The sequence below is a fragment of the Terriglobia bacterium genome (assembly GCA_020072645.1).
GTDB lineage: Bacteria > Acidobacteriota > Terriglobia > Terriglobales > Acidobacteriaceae > Angelobacter.
The window spans coordinates 55181-71711 of sequence record JAIQGK010000014.1 but is presented as its reverse complement, the minus strand read 5'-3'; the positions used below and the strand labels follow the sequence as shown (position 1 = coordinate 71711).

At 57.2% G+C, this 16531-nt stretch carries 15 protein-coding genes; 10 read left to right on the top strand and 5 right to left on the bottom strand.

What is annotated here, in order from left to right:
• The first annotated feature begins 57 nt into the window (after window positions 1-57).
• The 3 genes from LAO76_20745 to LAO76_20735 all read left to right on the top strand — a co-directional run bounded on the left by LAO76_20745 (window position 58) and on the right by LAO76_20735 (window position 3244).
• Window positions 58-1017, top strand: coding sequence for a DUF5996 family protein (locus LAO76_20745; GenBank protein ID MBZ5493353.1), 960 nt, complete (start codon window positions 58-60; stop codon window positions 1015-1017).
• Between the two features lie 11 nt (window positions 1018-1028).
• Window positions 1029-1301, top strand: a complete 273-nt coding sequence (locus LAO76_20740) for a UBP-type zinc finger domain-containing protein (GenBank protein MBZ5493352.1) — start codon at window positions 1029-1031, stop codon at window positions 1299-1301.
• Between the two features lie 299 nt (window positions 1302-1600).
• Window positions 1601-3244, top strand: coding sequence for an EXORDIUM family protein (locus LAO76_20735; protein MBZ5493351.1), 1644 nt, complete (start codon window positions 1601-1603; stop codon window positions 3242-3244).
• A 51-nt stretch (window positions 3245-3295) separates the two neighbouring features.
• Here the strand turns inward: LAO76_20735 and LAO76_20730 are convergent, their stop codons facing one another.
• On the bottom strand, window positions 3296-5179 hold the full coding sequence (locus LAO76_20730; protein MBZ5493350.1) for a M48 family metalloprotease: 1884 nt from the start codon (window positions 5177-5179) through the stop codon (window positions 3296-3298).
• 124 nt (window positions 5180-5303) lie between these two features.
• On the opposite strand from LAO76_20730, the gene LAO76_20725 reads away from it, so the two are divergent.
• Window positions 5304-6455: a hypothetical protein gene (locus LAO76_20725; protein ID MBZ5493349.1), complete on the top strand. Its 1152-nt coding sequence runs from the start codon at window positions 5304-5306 to the stop codon at window positions 6453-6455.
• Window positions 6456-6915: 460 nt separating this feature from the next.
• Entirely contained in the window at window positions 6916-7407 is a 492-nt protein-coding gene (locus LAO76_20720; GenBank protein MBZ5493348.1) for a DinB family protein, read from the top strand.
• Window positions 7408-7502: 95 nt separating this feature from the next.
• Here LAO76_20720 and LAO76_20715 read toward each other — a convergent pair whose 3' ends face one another.
• Window positions 7503-8105, bottom strand: a complete 603-nt coding sequence (locus LAO76_20715) for a hypothetical protein (protein ID MBZ5493347.1) — start codon at window positions 8103-8105, stop codon at window positions 7503-7505.
• A gap of 152 nt (window positions 8106-8257) precedes the next feature.
• Between LAO76_20715 and LAO76_20710 the strand changes: the two genes are divergently transcribed.
• Window positions 8258-8902, top strand: a complete 645-nt coding sequence (locus tag LAO76_20710) for a hypothetical protein (GenBank protein ID MBZ5493346.1) — start codon at window positions 8258-8260, stop codon at window positions 8900-8902.
• Window positions 8903-8967: 65 nt separating this feature from the next.
• Here the strand turns inward: LAO76_20710 and LAO76_20705 are convergent, their stop codons facing one another.
• Window positions 8968-9993, bottom strand: coding sequence for a TlpA family protein disulfide reductase (locus LAO76_20705; protein ID MBZ5493345.1), 1026 nt, complete (start codon window positions 9991-9993; stop codon window positions 8968-8970).
• Between the two features lie 328 nt (window positions 9994-10321).
• On the opposite strand from LAO76_20705, the gene LAO76_20700 reads away from it, so the two are divergent.
• The 4 genes from LAO76_20700 to LAO76_20685 all read left to right on the top strand — a co-directional run bounded on the left by LAO76_20700 (window position 10322) and on the right by LAO76_20685 (window position 14200).
• Window positions 10322-12481 (top strand): marine proteobacterial sortase target protein, encoded by a 2160-nt coding sequence (locus tag LAO76_20700; protein MBZ5493344.1) that lies wholly within the window; start codon window positions 10322-10324, stop codon window positions 12479-12481.
• Window positions 12478-13098: a class GN sortase gene (locus tag LAO76_20695; GenBank protein ID MBZ5493343.1), complete on the top strand. Its 621-nt coding sequence runs from the start codon at window positions 12478-12480 to the stop codon at window positions 13096-13098. The genes LAO76_20700 and LAO76_20695 overlap by 4 nt, the downstream gene beginning before the upstream one ends.
• A gap of 88 nt (window positions 13099-13186) precedes the next feature.
• Window positions 13187-13669, top strand: coding sequence for a PaaI family thioesterase (locus LAO76_20690; GenBank protein MBZ5493342.1), 483 nt, complete (start codon window positions 13187-13189; stop codon window positions 13667-13669).
• Between the two features lie 306 nt (window positions 13670-13975).
• Complete coding sequence (locus LAO76_20685; protein ID MBZ5493341.1) at window positions 13976-14200, top strand: hypothetical protein; 225 nt, start codon at window positions 13976-13978, stop codon at window positions 14198-14200.
• A 17-nt stretch (window positions 14201-14217) separates the two neighbouring features.
• Here the strand turns inward: LAO76_20685 and LAO76_20680 are convergent, their stop codons facing one another.
• Window positions 14218-15543, bottom strand: coding sequence for a TolC family protein (locus tag LAO76_20680; protein MBZ5493340.1), 1326 nt, complete (start codon window positions 15541-15543; stop codon window positions 14218-14220).
• Between the two features lie 46 nt (window positions 15544-15589).
• Complete coding sequence (locus tag LAO76_20675) at window positions 15590-16498, bottom strand: hypothetical protein (GenBank protein MBZ5493339.1); 909 nt, start codon at window positions 16496-16498, stop codon at window positions 15590-15592.
• Between the last annotated feature and the right edge of the window lie 33 nt (window positions 16499-16531).

Below are 16531 nucleotides of genomic sequence, written 5' to 3'. Positions count from 1 at the left end.
GAGCTGAACTCGCTGGGTCTGCGCGGCTGCGACTATACTGTCTGTCTGGAGCGGCTTATGACAGACCTCCGCAGCACTGCTGTTTCTGACTCTCCCGTTTGCTGGCCTGCTTTACCTCTTTCCGAATGGCAGGATACTCGCGACACATTGCACATGTGGACGCAGATCGTGGGCAAGGTCCGGCTGGCGCTTACGCCCAGGATCAATCACTGGTGGAACGTGGCTCTTTACGTGACCGCGCGTGGCCTGACCACTTCGGCCATTCCGTATGGCGATCGCGTCTTTGAAATTGAATTTGATTTTCTCGAGCATCAACTGATCATCAAGACCTGCGACCCCGCGACAAAAATCATTCCTCTGGGGCCGCGTAGCGTAGCCGATTTCTACCAGGAGTTTATGGCGGCGTTGCGAGCGTTGAAGATCGCCGTGGCGATCTGGCACATGCCGGTAGAGATCGCCAATCCTATCCCGTTCGACCAGGACAAAACTCACGCTTCCTACGACAAGGAATATGCTCGCCGCTTCTGGCGCACGCTGGTTTCGATCGATGACGTGTTCAAGGTCTTCCGCTCGCGCTTTATCGGCAAATCCAGCCCGGTACATTTCTTCTGGGGCAGCTTTGATCTGGCGGTCACACGTTTCTCAGGGCGTCCAGCGCCGGAGCGCAATGATCCCGACCCGATTCTGCGCAAGATCATGCAGGAAGCTTATTCGCATGAGGTGATCAGCGCGGGCTGGTGGCCGGGCGGCGGCGACGTGAAAGACGCCGCGTTCTACTGCTATGCCGCGCCTACGCCACAGGGTTTTGCCGAGCAGAAAGTGCGTCCGGCGGCCTCGTTTTATCATCAACAACTCGGAGAATTTCTGCTGATGCATGAAGACGCGCGCCACGCCAGTTCGCCGACCGCTGCTGTTCTGGAATTTCTGCAAAGCACGTATGAAGCCGGTGCGTTAGTGGCAAAGTGGGACCGCGCATCGCTTGAACGGACAGAAGAACCAGCCGCTGGTGCGGCCTAAAGGAGAAAGCCATGGCCCAGAGTTGCAGCCACATGAAGCAGATCAAATTCAAATCCACAGAGACCGATGTCTGCGAAGACTGCATCAAGACCGGCGATACCTGGGTCCATCTGCGGCTGTGCCTGGAATGCGGCCATGTGAGCTGCTGCGATTCATCCAAGAACAAGCACGCGACGAAACATTTTCATCGCACCAAGCATCCGCTCATCCGCTCCATTGAGCCGGGCGAAGCGTGGATCTGGTGCTATGTGGATGAACTCTCTCCGGGCGAGATAGCGGCGTAAGGCGCTTCGGAGCCCAAAACAATTTCAAAAATACTTCGGTCATCTGCGCCGATTTCCCTCGCACCGTCCCAATTCGGAACCGCCCTCCGTTACTCATACGTTTTTTTCTTGGTTAACTGCCACTCATCGATATAAAAATTGAGCCAACAAGGCAGATCTGAGCCTCCGCTGCTAGTTCAATCGCGTCTTCCATTGAAGCAATCGCACCAAACCACCGCATGAACGTGCAAGAAGGACAGGTCTGAAAACACAGCGCATTTGTTCAAGCGAGGAAACCAATGAACCGATCGAAGTTACAAATGGTGTTCGCAAATCATGGAAGGTCCGCTTTGCGTGCTCAGGTATTGATAACGGCTATTCTTCTTGTAGCAGCCCTGAGCAGCGGTGCTCAGGACACAGCAAACGGGATCGGCTACCACGGCGGGCCGGTAATGACCAATCCTCATACGATTTACATCATCTGGTATGGCAACTGGAATGGCGATTCGGCGCTTACGTTATTGCCCAACTTGATTTCCAACCTGAACGGAACTCCGTACTTTGCAATTAATACCACATATGAGAACAGCAGCCATACCAATGCCGGTGGGACGGTGAACCTGGGCGCGCAGACGTTTGATAATTACTCACAATCGAGCCTGCTCTCAGAGACAAGCTTGCGTACCGTGATTTCGAGCGCGATGTCGCGCGGCGCCGTGCCGGTTGATCCAAACGGGGTTTACTTTGTTCTTTCCTCGGGTGACGTGAATGAGAAGGATTCGACCCATGGCGAGTTTTGCGTTGACTTCTGTGGCTTCCACGGTCATTCGAGCATGTTCAACAATGACATAAAATATGCCTATGTGGGGAACCCCGCTCCAAAGTGTCTTAACAGCCCAAACATACCCAAACCCTGCGCTCCATTAAATTCCCAGATAGGGCCAAACGGAAACGTAGGGGCGGACCTTATGGCCAGCACGGTTTCCCACGAGCTGAGTGAAACAGTTACCGATCCTGACTTAAACGCGTGGTTCAATCCCTCGAATCCCAGCGAGAATGCTGATCAATGCAATCTGACGTTTGGCGCCACTTTCACCACACCAAACGGGGCACAAGCAAACATTTCTCTGGGTGGCCGCAACTATCTTATTCAGCAAAACTGGCTCAATGATGGCGGTGGGGGATGCACGATGGAATCTACTGGAAACCCATTTAAATACCGCAGCCCGCGCGATCAGTTTCTTGCTTGTTATGGCATCGCCGGGAGAATTTCCTCCAACTGCAATGACATCAGCGACGTGAACGATAAGCAAACATGCTTCGCCGTTTCCGACAGCACGCAGAGCCCATGCACCTCGATGACAGACCGAAACATGCAACTCGCTTGTTATGGTATTGCGTTTGCGCCTAACTTCCCATCGAACTGCAATGACATCAGTAATCCGCAAATGCAGGCATTTTGTTATGGTGCCTCCAGCGGCAACACCAATCCTCCGCCGAACTGCAATAACCTGCCAAATGCTGACACACGAGCGCTGTGCCTGGGAATGTCACTGCACGATCCAACGCAGTGCTCCTCTATCGCTAATCGCAACGATCGCCAGTTTTGTCTGGGCGTTTCCAGCCACGACAATTCCAATTGCGCCAGCATAAGTTCTTGCCCCAATCCTGACGCACAAGCATCCTGCATTAACAGCGGCGGAATTTGGGACTGGTCAACATGCACCTGCTCATCCGGGTCAAGTTGCGATCCTACCCAGCAACAGTCCTGCATTAATAATGGCGGTTCCTGGGACCCGAGCACCTGCACTTGCTCAGGTGGATGCGGAACACAGATCATTTGCGCGCAAAAGCCGCTCGTAGGACAGGCGCAAGCTGCAGCTCCGCTGCCGCCGATGCAGCTAAAGTCGCGAAACCCGCTTTCAATAGCGCGTCCGTTACCGCGCAGTGCAGAACAACACTGAAATCGCAGGGAGAGTAAACATTTAAGGGCGGCGATGTTCGAACGCCGCCCTTCACCTGCCATTCAACCAGACAAAGAACCAATGTATGGCGGTTAACCACACTCCGAGCAGCATCAGGTTCAAGCCAATCAACATGGCGATGACAATCAGCATGAGCCCGCCGGCCACGGTAAGCAGCGGCACAATGATCGCGTAAAGCAAAGTCATGAAGACCGTAAGCACCCATCCGCCGGCTCTTACCGGCGCGATCATGTGCGAGCCCATTTTCTGCAAGCGCTTGGCGCGCTTCACCAGCGGTGGATGAAACGAAACAAAGCTCTGCATCTGCAATCCACTTTGGCTGCGCTTTGGCTGGGCTTGCCGTCTGCCTTTTTGCGCCTGCATCAAGCGCGCGATCGCAGCTTTGTCTCCGTGGCTGGCGGCCTGAACGTCCGCAAGATTGGGCAGCTCGCCAAGGCCAACGGGTAGCCGTTCACCCATCATTTCAGCGATGGCCTGCATGCGCGCCATGGCCCGCTGATCTCCCATGGCTGCGGCTTTTACGGTGGTGATTATTTCCTGGCGCACGCCGGGCCAATCATTTGGAGTAACTCGAGCAGCGCCACCGGTGGCAACCGGCACGTCATAAAGGTTTGCCGCATCTTGCGCTGACATCATGTGTGCCGTCGACGCCCATGCTTGAATGGCTTTGGCCATTTGCTGCTGGCTGGGCTGCTGGCCGCGCAGACCGCTGTCGCCCTTGGGATTCACCACAAAAAGATGTGTGGCCCAGTCGCCGCTGTCAAAGGCCGTGTTGTCTTCACTCATGCATTGCAGTGCACGGGCCAGCGCGTCTGGATTGCGCGTGAGTTCTACCGAGCTTGCATCCGCCAGGTAGCGGCGCGTGCGCCACAGCATGGCCATACACGGTCCCAGCAGCACGTTAAGAAAAAACCAGAGCGTGAGCTCAACGGCCATGTTGGTGAACATGAGCGGGAACATTACCAAGCGGTAAGCTTTCTTGATCAGGCCAGGATTGCCCCGCTTGAAATAGTTGTCCATTTCAGGAGAGTTGCCATCGACCGAACCGGCGAGCGACTCGGCGATTTCCGCTGCGTCCGCCGCACGTTTTTCCGGTGTGCCGCTGCCAAGCATGTAACGCGCCACACGCCACAAGCGGCCGAGCGATTCCTTGCTGAACGGAGCGTTGATCAACGTCACCAGCAGGCCGCAGGTTTCAAAGACGCTGGTTACCGTGAACGCGATGCCCAGGTCCCCGTTGCCAATGGATCCCACCAGGTGCGCAAGGATGGCTTGCATCTGGTCACGATCAAGATCGTCAAGCAGGCGGCGTGAAATCACGATGCGCGCGTCGTGCGGTGACGTGCCGACGGCCGCGGCGTTGGCGCCGCTGGAATCCACCAGCATGATTTTTGGCGCGGGCAATCCAGCGGCGATTGCCATTTCCTGCGCCACATCCGCAAGCTGAAGCTCTTTCAAGTCAGCCTGGTTGGGTTCGCGGGCGTTCATGCTGGCCAGCGTGCCGCCCACGCCGCCATGGCGAAACATCGCCAGCATGGCAAACCACAATCCATAGGCGAAGACCATCCCCGGCAGCAGCACTAAAAGAAGGCCGCTGGTGAGTTCACCGGGATCGAGTGTGCCTCTCTGGTTGATTACGTAGTCGGCGACGCGCAGCCCGAGTTTGGCCAGATGATCGAAGTAGAGCAGCAGCTCCGGCTGCGGCGAGAAATGGTTGAGAGTTTCCAGCGCCACCATGGTGATGGCATACAGCAGCGGCGTAAGCACCAGGGTGAGCGGAATGCCCATGATGAACGCGGCAAACGTGCACAGCGCGGACATGCGCCACGTGGCGCGGCGGTTGCGCTTTTGCGCGGCAAAGAAAGTTTCTGGGTTCAGCGGGCCAAAGTTCCGTGCGGGCCTTGTTGCTTCCATGGGGTCCATGAGGGCTTGAGATTAGCACCGAGCCGAGGCCGGAGCAACTATCACGTTTCCCCGGCATAAATGCGGCCTTCGCGATACAGTGTTATGAGCACGTTTTGATAGATGGATTGAATTCATGCGGACTTTATTGTCATTCATCGTAATGCTGTTTGTGATTGCGATTGCCGCCGCAGCGCAGTCGCCGTCGCCCACGCCACCGCCATCTTCTACGCCGACGCCTGAAGACCGGCCAACACTGAATCGGCCGGGATCGTCGAACACGGGCCTTGGATCGGCGACTCCGACGCCCACGCCGTATTCCGTGCCCGCCACCCAGCCCGCGCAGGCAGAAGGGAGCGGTGAGCCGCCCAAGCCTTCTTATCCTGACCTGCTGCCGCGCTTTGACTATGACAGCCACGCCGGACTGGAGATGCGCGAGACTGACGTGCACAAGCGCGACAAGGTCCGGCTGATCGAACTCAACTATGCCGGCGCCAGCGGTGACCGCGTACCGGCTTACCTGCTGATTCCTCCGGGCGGCGGCCCATTTCCCGCCATCATCTGGGGACATTGGCTGAAGAAAGGCTCGCCGCTGGCCAATAAAGACGAGTTTCTTGAAGAGGCTGTCATCCTGGCGCGCTCCGGCGTTGTCTCTTTGCTGATTGACGCGCCCCAGGTGCGCCATGACTGGGTGGAAGCCAAAAGCGACGCCGGTCCGCTGGAAGAGGCGAAAGCGCAGAGTGAAGCTTCCACGCACCAAGTCACCGACCTGCGCCGCGGCATCGACCTGCTCTACGGGCGGGCGGACGTTGATCGCAAGCGCATTGCTTACGTCGGCCATAGCTGGGACGCCCATGTGGGCGCGATCCTGGCCGGCGTGGAAATACGCATCACCGCGTATGTGCTTATGGCCAGCGGCTATGCCGACGAGGAAGAGGCATTCGCCAGCAATGACCCGCAGACCATCGCACATATAAAAGAAGTGGGCGCGGACAACGTCCATGAATATTTCCGTGAGTACGCCTGGGACGATCCGGTTTATTTCCTTGGCCATACGGACCGTGAAAGCATCTTCCTGCAATTTGCCTCGGGCGATCCCATCACCAAAGAGATGGCACAAAAATATCTGGACCGCTTCAGCGCCAAAGATAAAAAGATGGAGTTCTATGACGCGGGGCACGCGCTCAACGCCGCTGCGCGTCTTGACCGCGACCGCTGGCTACAAAAACATCTGGGCATTAAGAGGATCGATGAGACGGCGCTGGGGCAGATTGAGCAGCTGAAATGACTGCAAAACCCTCTACCACATAAGGACACAGAGGAACACAAAGGACAGATTGCCAAAATCGCCGAAATTGCCAAAAAGTGAAATTGAAAAGCAAAAGCTTTAACCGCAAAGGACGCAAAGTCCGCAAAGGGAAGATTGGTTTTTGTTTTTCCGGTTCCGGGCGATGTCCCAATCCTTTCCGATCCGCGCTCATCCGCGCCAATCCGCAGTAAAGTGGTTTTGCTTTTCCGACACGGCGATCACCCGATCACGGCGAATTAGGTCGATCTTCAGTGGTGATTTTTCTTTCCTATCTTTGCGTCCTCTGCGCCCTTTGCGGTAAAACATTTTTGCTTTTCCGATCACGGGCGATGACGCGCGATCTCGGCGATTACGGCGATCTCCCCTCTGTCTGCTTTGTGTTTCGTGACCTTTGTGGTTAAGGATTTTCGTTTGTTATATTTCCCTCTGAGGTGCTTCCATGCGTGGATTGAGCTTTGGCGAGCTGCTGGATTACAGCGCGGAAGAAAGCAATCACTGGCGCGACTTCTTCAAGCAACATCCGGACGCGCTCGATGTGCCGTGCGACATCGCCGGGACAAAAACGGTCCGCGAGTTGGTGCTTCACATTGTGGCCGTGCAGATGCGCTACGCCGAGCGGCTGCTCAACATGCCCATCACCGACTATGCCACGCTCGAGGGTAAAAGCGGCGAAGAGCTATTCGCGCTGTCGCGCAAGAGCCTGGAAGACCTGCGCAGCTTCGCCATCGCTGCCAATGATGCTGACTGGGACGGCACGCTCACGTTTCCCACGCGCTCGGCCGGGGAACTCACCGCCAGTCGGCGCAAAATTTTTATTCATGCGCTCCTGCATGGCGTCCGCCACTGGGCCCAGCTATCGACGCATCTGCGCCAGAAGGGCTACCAGCAGGACTGGATGCACGATTTCATTGCGTCCGCGGTGATAAGGTAGGAGCAGTTGTTCCCATCACGGCGATGCAGCTTTCGCCAAAAGAAAAACCCGGCGCTCTTGCGTGCCGGGTCTTTTTGATCGACTTTGCCGATCTTCTACTTTTGTGGGTTCGATGTGCCCTGTGAATTATTTCTCAGAGGACGCAGTTCAGCATTGGTGGCCAGCTTATAGGTGAGCTGGGTTTCCGCCGGTAGGTCCTGTTTCTTGCCCGTCAGGACCTGGGTTCCCGCGCCCGCGCCGCCGCCGAGCACTGCGCCGATAGCTGCGCCTTTACCGCCGCCCATCAGTGCGCCCAGCAATGCGCCGACTGCCGCGCCGCCGCCCACGTACATTCCGGTGCGCTTGTTCGCGCCCAGGCCGCCGGGAGCGCCGCTGCTGCCAGACCCGGTTGCGTCAATCAGGTATGGCGTGCCGTTCACGGTCACGGAGCGCAGATCAAGGTTTGTGTCTTTGCCATCGTTGGACGGGACGGCGACCAGGCGAGCGCGCGATCCGCGAGGGATCAGCACGTTGCCAGACGCGTCTTTTACGTCCTCACTCACGCTCGCGGCATAGCGTGAGTCAGCCGCTGGTTTCGCGGGGATGGCTGTGTCTGTTCTTACTTTGATTTCGGTGCCCGAAGGCAGATTCTGTTGTGCATTGGCGCTGAATGCGGTCAGGCCTGCAAATAGCGTGGCGAGTAATATCCGTTTCATCATGGTGAGCCTTCCTGTAGCTTCTTAGAAATGGATGCTCTCTCTGAACTGCGAGTTGCGCCTCTCTCGCGCGGCAGAGCTGGAATTGCAGAGCTGCACGCCAGAGCTGCGGCTTTAGCTCGCGCCTGCTACTCTGGAATAGAAGGAGCACCTGTTTGGGACGGACACTTTTTACCTGCGTCGGGGGACATCTGGCGCTGCCCGATAAAGGAGCAGCTCTGGTGGGCCGTGAAGATGGCGGCAATCTGCTGGTAACCCCGCCGCGTGACGTCTGGGAGCGATCAGAACTCACGCCCGCCGAACTTACGCACTGGTCGTTTCTGGTTGCGGCCGCCGGACAGGCCATGCTGCGCACGTTGCCGCAGCTTCATCTCGGCTGCATCAATTACTGGGAAGCCGGCAACTGGGCTTTGAATTTCGCCGCCGAGCCGCACGGCCCTGGTTCTCACGGTATGAAGAATGCTCCTGAACATCGCCGCGTCCACATGCATCTGCTGGGCCGCAGCCGTACCGCCGCCGATCCTTCATGGCGATGGGGAGAAGCGCCAAAGTTTCCCGACTATGCCGATCGCAAAGTCTGGGCGTTGAACCACAAACTCCTGAGCGCGGCGGAATGCCAGCAGATCGTCGCGGAAACCGAAAGAGTTCTGCGCGAGCGATACGGTTTTACCGCGCAGCAGATTTCGCCTTGGGAAATGTGCAGCGCGTGCGAATATCCCATGGTGATAACGCCGCAGCAGCCCGCCGGCCGCTGCACTGAATGTGGCGACCAGTCTTTTGGCGTCTGCTATTTGCTGTAACATTCAGCGTGCGCAAATCATTCTCGCTCTAGGCATCAGTCAGCAAAAAAAAGGGCTTAACTGCATTACTGCCCTGGCTTTTCCGTGGCTTGCAGCTCTTTTGCGCGGCTAATCAGCTTTTTCAATTTGCCTTCAACGGACGAGTCTCCAATCTGCTCATCCTGGAGCACGCCATCCGCGTCAATGGTAAAAGTATGCGGGATCGCGTTGACGGCGAACATCCTCGACAGTGGTCCGGTAAAGCCGCCATCAAGATATTGTGGCCACGTCATCCCGTTTTTTGCGATGAAGTCTTTCCACTTCTGCTCATTCTCGTCGAGGCTTACGCTCAGCACTACCAGCGGCTCACCCTCAAATTTTTTCGCGATCTTCTGCATGTGCGGCAGCGCCTCGCGGCAAGGCCCGCACCACGTTGCCCAGAAATCCAGCAATACCACTTTCCCTTTCAGTGCGTCCATGGAAACGCGCTGGCCATTGAGCGTGGTGACCATGAATGGCGGCGCCATTCTGGCCCTCGCCAGCTCCGGCTGGCTGATATAACGCAAAGCGCGTTGGCGGTCGGGATCGTCCTCCGGCCTCATCTTTACGAACTGCTCAAACCGTGCTTTCGCTTCGTCGTCCTTCTTCATGTGTGCCAGGGCGCGTCCGTCGGCATAGACTGCGCTCGGAAAATTCGCATGTGCTGCCAGGGCCTTGGTCATCTCATCATGTGCCCGGCTGAATAAGTCTTCCTTGTGCCGGTTTAATCCTTCACTTAGCAGCACCACGCCAAGTTGATAGTGGGCCAGCGCCAGGTCCTCGCCCTGCGCCTGCGCCACCATCTCCTCGCCGGCAAGTTCAGCGGTTTTCCAATCGCCCAGTTCGCTGCCGTACTTCAGCATTTTCTTTTGGCACGTCAGGCAATGTCCGCCATCCTGCTTGTCGGCCTTCTTGAATTTATCCAGCGCATCCATTTCCTGGTGCCGCTTCAGGGCGTCAAGGCCTTCGTTATAAGTTTTCTGTGCCTTGGCGTCTTGTGGCCCTTCCGGCTTGTCCTGGCTCAATGCCGGCATGACCGTGCAAGCCAGCAACAGCACAACGGCGTATCGCATGCAAAAATCTCCTTCTCCAGCGACTAGACGTTATCACGGCTCCAAAGCTTCTGGCGACCTTAAGTCAGCTCTAAATTATCCCTAGTTGGGCTCCGCCCTACCGTGGTGCTTAAGCCGATCTTCACGGGCGACCTTTCCTATGTGTGTTTACCCTGCCACAGCGTGGGACACGACCCACAGGTCTTCAGGTTACCTTCCCACCTGATTCACGCTAACTCACTGAATCGGCAAACCGGACGCTTCCACGTCTGCATGGCCTCGCTCTTGCATTCCCAGAGCTCGTCGTAAGAAAAGACAAATTGCACTCTGGAGTGCCCGGGAGGGAACCATGGAACGCATCGCCTGCAATTGGTTCACAAAACAAATCTGGAAGCGCATCGCGCTTCTTGTCATACTCACCATTCTCACCGGCCCATGCTTCGCTCAACAATCTGAAGCCCGACAGCCTCAGGCGTCTGAGCTCAGCAGCCCATCGCAAGTCGGAGAAGGTTCGCTTCTCTACCGCTCCGGCGCTACCGGACAATACGAATCCATCCCGCTACTTCATACTGACGCCACTATCGACGTGCGCGGTCTCGTGGCTTCCGCCACCGTCACGCAGCAATACGCCAACGCCAGCGCCACGCCCATTGAGGCCATTTACGTCTTCCCGCTGCCACATGACGCAGCTGTTTATGACATGGAGATCCGCATCGGCAAGCGAGTGATCAAGAGCGTGGTGCGTGAGCGTGAAGAAGCCAAACGTGTCTACACGCAGGCCAAGTCTGAAGGCAAGCGTGCCGCCCTGCTGGAGCAGGAGCGTCCTAATATCTTTACCGCTTCAGTGGCCAACATTATGCCCGGCGACCACATTGATGTGCGCATGCGTTATGTGCAGCCCTTGCGCTGGGAAGCCGGAAAGATGCGCCTGGTTTTCCCCATGGTCGTGGGCCCGCGTTACATTCCCGGAACTCAGGCTGTCGGCCATCTCGGCACGGGCTGGTCTTTAGACACCAACGCTGTGCCCGATGCATCGCGCATCACGCCGTTTGTTCGCAATCCTGACAACCGCCCCGGGCATGACATCTCTGTTTTCGTCGATCTCGATCCCGGCTTTGACTCTACGACCGTCCAGTCCGTCTCGCACCAGATCAATGTGCGTCGTTTGTCCAATGGACGGCAACGCGTGGTACTGGCTACCGGCAGCACCATTCCCAACAAGGATTTCATCCTCGAAGTGCAAAACGCAGACAGCAAGCAGCCCAAAGTCTCGCTCTTTCTCTCTCCTGCCGCCGACACGGGTGAAGCCCATTTTCTGCTTGCGGCTTTTCCGCCCTCAGCGCCGCCCAAACAGCGCATGCCAGTGGAAATGCTTTACATGATTGACGTCTCGGGTTCCATGGAAGGCACGTCCATTGAGCAGGCGCGCGGCGCGTTGCTTCAGGCGCTCGACACGCTCATGCCCACCGACCGTTTTGGCATCTTGGCCTTCAGCAGCGGTTACGGTGAATTTGCGGCGGAGCCGCTTCCCGCCACAGCCGATAACCTGGCTGCGGCACGTCATTACGTGCAGAGCCTGCAGGCTGGCGGTGGCACGGAGATGCTGCCTGCGCTGCTTCACCTGATGCGCAAGCCGCAGCTTCCCGGCTATCTGCGCCACATCATTCTTCTTACTGATGGCGACCTTGGCAACGAAGAAGAAATCTTCGCTGCGCTTCATCGTGATCTGGGGAACGCCCGTTTGTATACCATTGCCATTGGCAGCGAGCCCAATCTCTTTCTTGCCACCAAGATGGCGCAATTCGGGCGCGGAACATTCACTCACATTGCTGACAACAATGAAATCCGCAGCCAGATGGCGCATCTTTTCGAAAGCATTGAGAATCCCGTGCTCACAGATGTGAAGCTTTCGTTTGACGGCGTCGACGTAGCAGACATTTATCCTGAGCATCTACCAGATCTGTTTGCGGCGCAGCCTCTGCTCGTCTACGGGCACATAACGCGCGGTCGTACCGGTGTTGTCCATCTCACGGCGCGCGCGGGCGATGAGCCCTATGAAGCCACGATTCCTTTCGATGCCGGACAGGCCAGTTTCCATCCCGGCATCACGACGCTTTGGGCGCGCCAGCGCGTAGAAGATCTAATGGATCGTTGGCGTCAGGCCGACCCAGCCGCACAGGCCCAAATTCGCGAAGACGTGATTGCGCACGCCATACGCTATCACCTGGTCACACGTTTCACTTCGCTGGTCGCGGTTGAAGAAGTTGTGGTCAACGCCAGCGGACAGTCTGCTACGGCCCCTGTCCCTTCAGAATTGCCGGCAGGCTGGCAGATGGAAAAAGTCTTTGGTGCGCCCGCCACCGGCACCGCTGACGCTTTTCTTGAATCTCTTGGCATCGCGCTTCTTCTCTTTGGACTTTTGCTCCTCTTTACGCAAAGACGGTTTGCGCAAGCCGCATCTATGCAGAAATCCCTTGCGTACAAATCCAAAGATGGAGCGCTTCTGTGAAAGCCCTACGCGTCATCTGCGCGCTGCTCCTGATCACGGGTGCCTGCCTTTCCGGTCGTGCCTTGTACATGCACGCCAAGGCCGAACTGGCAGGCATCCTGGTCCGCCGTGCCTGGGAACACAGCGTGCAGTCAGGTAAACCGCAGGCACCGTGGCCCTGGGCGGATACGCATCCCGTCGCGCGTATTCGCATTCCCCGACTGGATTATGACGAAATCGTTCTTGAAGGAGCGTCGCCTCGGACTCTGGCCTTTGGTCCCGCACATCTGTTGAATGGGACTGAAGTCGGAGAGCCGGGAAATCTTGTTCTCGCCGGGCATCGCACAAGTTGGTTCAAGCCACTGGAAAATATCGCTCAAGGTGACACGATTCAAATTCAATGGTTCGCGGCTCATCGCGGCGGATTGCAAGAGCGGACCTATACCGTGAACATGATCAGCATAGTCGAGCCCCAGGACACTGCTTTGCTTGCGCCGACCGCAGACGATGCGCTGACGTTGATCACCTGTTATCCCTTTGGACGCGGTGCGCGCTCTCCGCAACGATACATCGTGCGCGCATCGCCGCTCGGCCCAGGCCAAACTGCGCAAAAACAGACCACGGCCACCAACCGTTGACTATTGACGCGCCACAACCATGAGCCGTGTCTTGGTCCGCGATTATCCGTATTAATCCGTCGTATGTTTTGCATTAGAATTGCCCGCTATGACTACTCGACCGGGCCTCACCGCCACGCCTGACGGAAATTTTGCCGCCGCTCTCAACCCTTCCGTAAGCGGATGGAACCGGGCCATGGGCATTCATTTCGTCCGCGCCACGGGCGATGAGGTTGTCGCTGAATTGGAGATTACCGCCGACCATCATCAGGCATATGGGATCGTCCACGGCGGCGTGTATTCCGGACTGATTGAAACAGTTGCTTCCGTCGGCGCGGCGCTCGCTGCATTGCCACGCAGTCAGTCCGTGGTTGGCCTGGAAAATAATACGTCGTTCCTGAATGCCGTACGGGAAGGGAAGCTCCGCGCCACCGCTCGACCTTTAATGCGTGGCCGCCGCACGCAGGTCTGGGAAGCCACCGTTACTGACTCCGAAGGCCGTGCCGTCGCCAGCGGACGCGTGCGTTTCCTGGCGCTGGAAGCCGGATCGTCTTTGGCCGGTGAGACTGTAACGGTGAAGCGTTCCTCATAAGCGCAGTGAAATAGTTAATCCACCGATCGACTAATTCCTCCGTGTTCTCATTTGCTGCGTATCTAAATTTCTTGGACCGATCAGTGTGATCAGTGTCAATCAGTGGTAAGGTTTCCTATTTCGAATGACGGCGATCCCGACGGCGATTCGTTCTCTCCCTCCCAATTTTCTCGGTGTCTCTGTGTCTCCGTGGTAGGTTCGTTTTCCGCTGCCGGTAATCAAGACGATTCCCGTCACATCCATTCTGTGACCGCCGTCACAGCGCGCCTGTGTGCCTTCCAGCTAGATTGGCTCTCGGAGGCATTTATGAGCACCGCAGTTGTGGAAAGAATCGCGGAACAGCGACCCAAACTCGACCTGGTTCCGGCAAAACCCACGCCCCAGGTTTATGAAGAAACCGAACAATGGGACCCACACCCGCTCATCCCTGTATTTGTGGCCGGAGCCGTCTCGCTCATTCTGGCTCTTACGTTTATTGGATCCGTTCTGGCATGGCTGGCGCTGCGCCATTCCGGAGTCATGGCCCCCTAGCGCGACGCCGTCTTCACTTACCGCTTCGGCGGACTCAGCGCCCACGTCTCCAGTTGTCCAATCTGGCGCATCAGCTGGATTTGCGCTCGGTCCAGCTCGAAGCTTGAATTCAGGTATGCGGTGTAACGTTCGTGCTCGGCCACGCGGGCGTTCTCTTCATCCTTAATGCTCGCCGCGCCGCTCTCGATCTTTGCGTGCGCGGACTCAATATCAGATTGCGCCAACTGGTGCTCCAGTTGCGCCACTTCACTCGCCGCTGCCAGTTGCTCCACTGATCGTTGCAGTTTTAGCGTTTCCGTACTCACCTGTTCTTTCACCGTCTGCGCCTCTTTGCGTGACTTCACCGCGTCCGCTTTGGCAGCATCCGCCGTGGCCCGCTGTACCGGATTGAAAAATGGAAACCGTATGGCTATGCCGGCAGTTACATTGTTCCGCTGAAATTTCTGGAAAAACTCATCGTAATTGTTGAACCGCGCCAGCATGGCATACTGCCCGACAAAATCAATTGCAGGATAAAGTTGCTTGCGCTCCGCCTGCGCGCGAAATTCTTTTGCTCGCGCGGCTGCGTCCGCCACCTTCACCACTGGATTGTTCTTCAGCGCCTCGCTCGGCAAGTCCTGGTCCTGCGCCACCGGCGGCATCTCCGGAATTGATTCGGTTGACGTCTGGATTGCCGCTACTGGTAGTCCGGTCAGCTGTGATAAGCGCAAGCGCAGCTGGTCGGCCGCGGCCTGTGTTTGCGCGATGTCCAGCCGCGTTCTTGCGCCCGCAAGTTTAGCCCGCGTGCCCTCCACCTGGCTGTCCAGCCCAGCCTGTATGCGCTGCGCGACTATATCTTGAAATTTCTGTGCAGACTGTTGCTGTTCCTTTTGAACTGTCAACGATGAGTCCAGCAGATCAAGCTGCACATAATCCAGCGCCGTCTCCATAATCACGTCATTGCGGCGATCGGCATTTTGGGCCGTCGTGACATCTACATCGCTCTTTGCGGCCTTCACGTAATTGCGCTGCGCCAGGTTGATGAGCGCGCCCTGAAAATTCACGTTAAAGATTGAAGGCGCGGCGCCTTCAAGGCTCAGCGGAAAGCCATACGATCCGCCCAGCCCGGAGCCCAGCACGAACTGCGGCAGAAATACGTCCTTCGTCTGCCTCACTGCGGATTGCGCGCGCTGCAGGTCAGCTTGTGAGAGGCCAGTGGTAGCGCTGTTTTTAAGCGCCAGTTCAATGGCCGTGCGGAATGCCAGCGGTTTGTCCTTGCCGGAAGAAGTATCTTGCGCGAGTAGAGTTAGCGGGAGCGCCACGATCCACGCTGCAATCAGGACTAGACGGGCATGCAATTTCATTTTTCACCTGCGCGAATTTGTTCGGATGGTGTGGAAAGACGTGATTCTATCGGGAAACGCGCGCCAGCGCATCCTGCGCCGGGCGGTACTCTGAGGCCATGTTCAGCGCAGTCTGGAACTCGGCTGCGGCTTCTTTCTTTTTGCCTTGCTTTTCCAGCAAGACTCCCAGCAGGTAGTGCGCACGGAACGCCGGTCCATCTTCTGAAGGATCTTCCTCTGAAACATAATGCCGCAGCATCTGCGCTGCGCCGGCAAAGTTGCGCCCGGAATGCACCAGCAGCGCGGCTGCATCGAACTCGCTGGGTTCTCCCTGCTGCACCGCGCCAGCAGCACGGCGGACAGCGTCTTCCATTTCGCCCATCCGTCCTGTGCGCCGATAAAAATGTGCCAGCTCCACCCAGTAGCGCGCGGGCCGGCTGCTGGCCGCAATCGCCTTCTTGTATTCTGCTTCCGCGCCGGTGTTGCCCTGCTTTTCCTGCACTCGGGCATAGATATAACTGGCTAGGGCGCGATCATGCTCCGCAACGTAGTCGGCTTGCTGCCTGGCTTTATTTTTGTCGCCACCCAGAAAGCCGGGAGCTTCCAGGTAATACTCGCTCAGGTCAGAGCGCGCGGGCAAATTGTTGGCGTCCAGCGCTACGGCTCGTTCGAATTCAGTTTTTACTTTGCGCGCGAGCCCAAACGCGGTAAAAGGATTTGCCTCTTCCGCTTTTCTGCCCATCGCGCGGCCCAGCCACAAATGATACGAACTGTTTTCCGGATCAAGCGCCAGCGCCTTCTCCGCCATGTGCATGGAGTTGTCCCAGAGCTCAAGCTGGTAGTAGACACGGCAAAGTAAATGGTATGACCGCGCATCGTTTGGCGCGCGCGCAATGGCCAGATTTAGCGCGTGGATTGCCTGGTCGGCCCTGCCTTCCCGGAGCAGAGCTGCCGGATCGGCGTCCGCGCCTGCCATGGAACAAGCCACCAATAATAAGAGAGCTGCCAA

Bases quoted from the DNA above. Each gene is read 5' to 3' on its own strand.
- LAO76_20680 (MBZ5493340.1), bottom strand. From the start codon at position 15,543: ATGAAATTGCATGCCCGTCTAGTCCTGATTGCAGCGTGGATCGTGGCG.
- LAO76_20715 (MBZ5493347.1), bottom strand. From the start codon at position 8,105: ATGATGAAACGGATATTACTCGCCACGCTATTTGCAGGCCTGACCGCA.
- LAO76_20725 (MBZ5493349.1), top strand. From the start codon at position 5,304: ATGCGGACTTTATTGTCATTCATCGTAATGCTGTTTGTGATTGCGATT.
- LAO76_20745 (MBZ5493353.1), top strand. From the start codon at position 58: ATGACAGACCTCCGCAGCACTGCTGTTTCTGACTCTCCCGTTTGCTGG.
- LAO76_20705 (MBZ5493345.1), bottom strand. From the start codon at position 9,993: ATGCGATACGCCGTTGTGCTGTTGCTGGCTTGCACGGTCATGCCGGCA.
- LAO76_20740 (MBZ5493352.1), top strand. From the start codon at position 1,029: ATGGCCCAGAGTTGCAGCCACATGAAGCAGATCAAATTCAAATCCACA.
- LAO76_20675 (MBZ5493339.1), bottom strand. From the start codon at position 16,498: ATGGCAGGCGCGGACGCCGATCCGGCAGCTCTGCTCCGGGAAGGCAGG.
- LAO76_20685 (MBZ5493341.1), top strand. From the start codon at position 13,976: ATGAGCACCGCAGTTGTGGAAAGAATCGCGGAACAGCGACCCAAACTC.
- LAO76_20735 (MBZ5493351.1), top strand. From the start codon at position 1,601: ATGGTGTTCGCAAATCATGGAAGGTCCGCTTTGCGTGCTCAGGTATTG.
- LAO76_20700 (MBZ5493344.1), top strand. From the start codon at position 10,322: ATGGAACGCATCGCCTGCAATTGGTTCACAAAACAAATCTGGAAGCGC.
- LAO76_20730 (MBZ5493350.1), bottom strand. From the start codon at position 5,179: ATGGAAGCAACAAGGCCCGCACGGAACTTTGGCCCGCTGAACCCAGAA.
- LAO76_20720 (MBZ5493348.1), top strand. From the start codon at position 6,916: ATGCGTGGATTGAGCTTTGGCGAGCTGCTGGATTACAGCGCGGAAGAA.
- LAO76_20690 (MBZ5493342.1), top strand. From the start codon at position 13,187: ATGACTACTCGACCGGGCCTCACCGCCACGCCTGACGGAAATTTTGCC.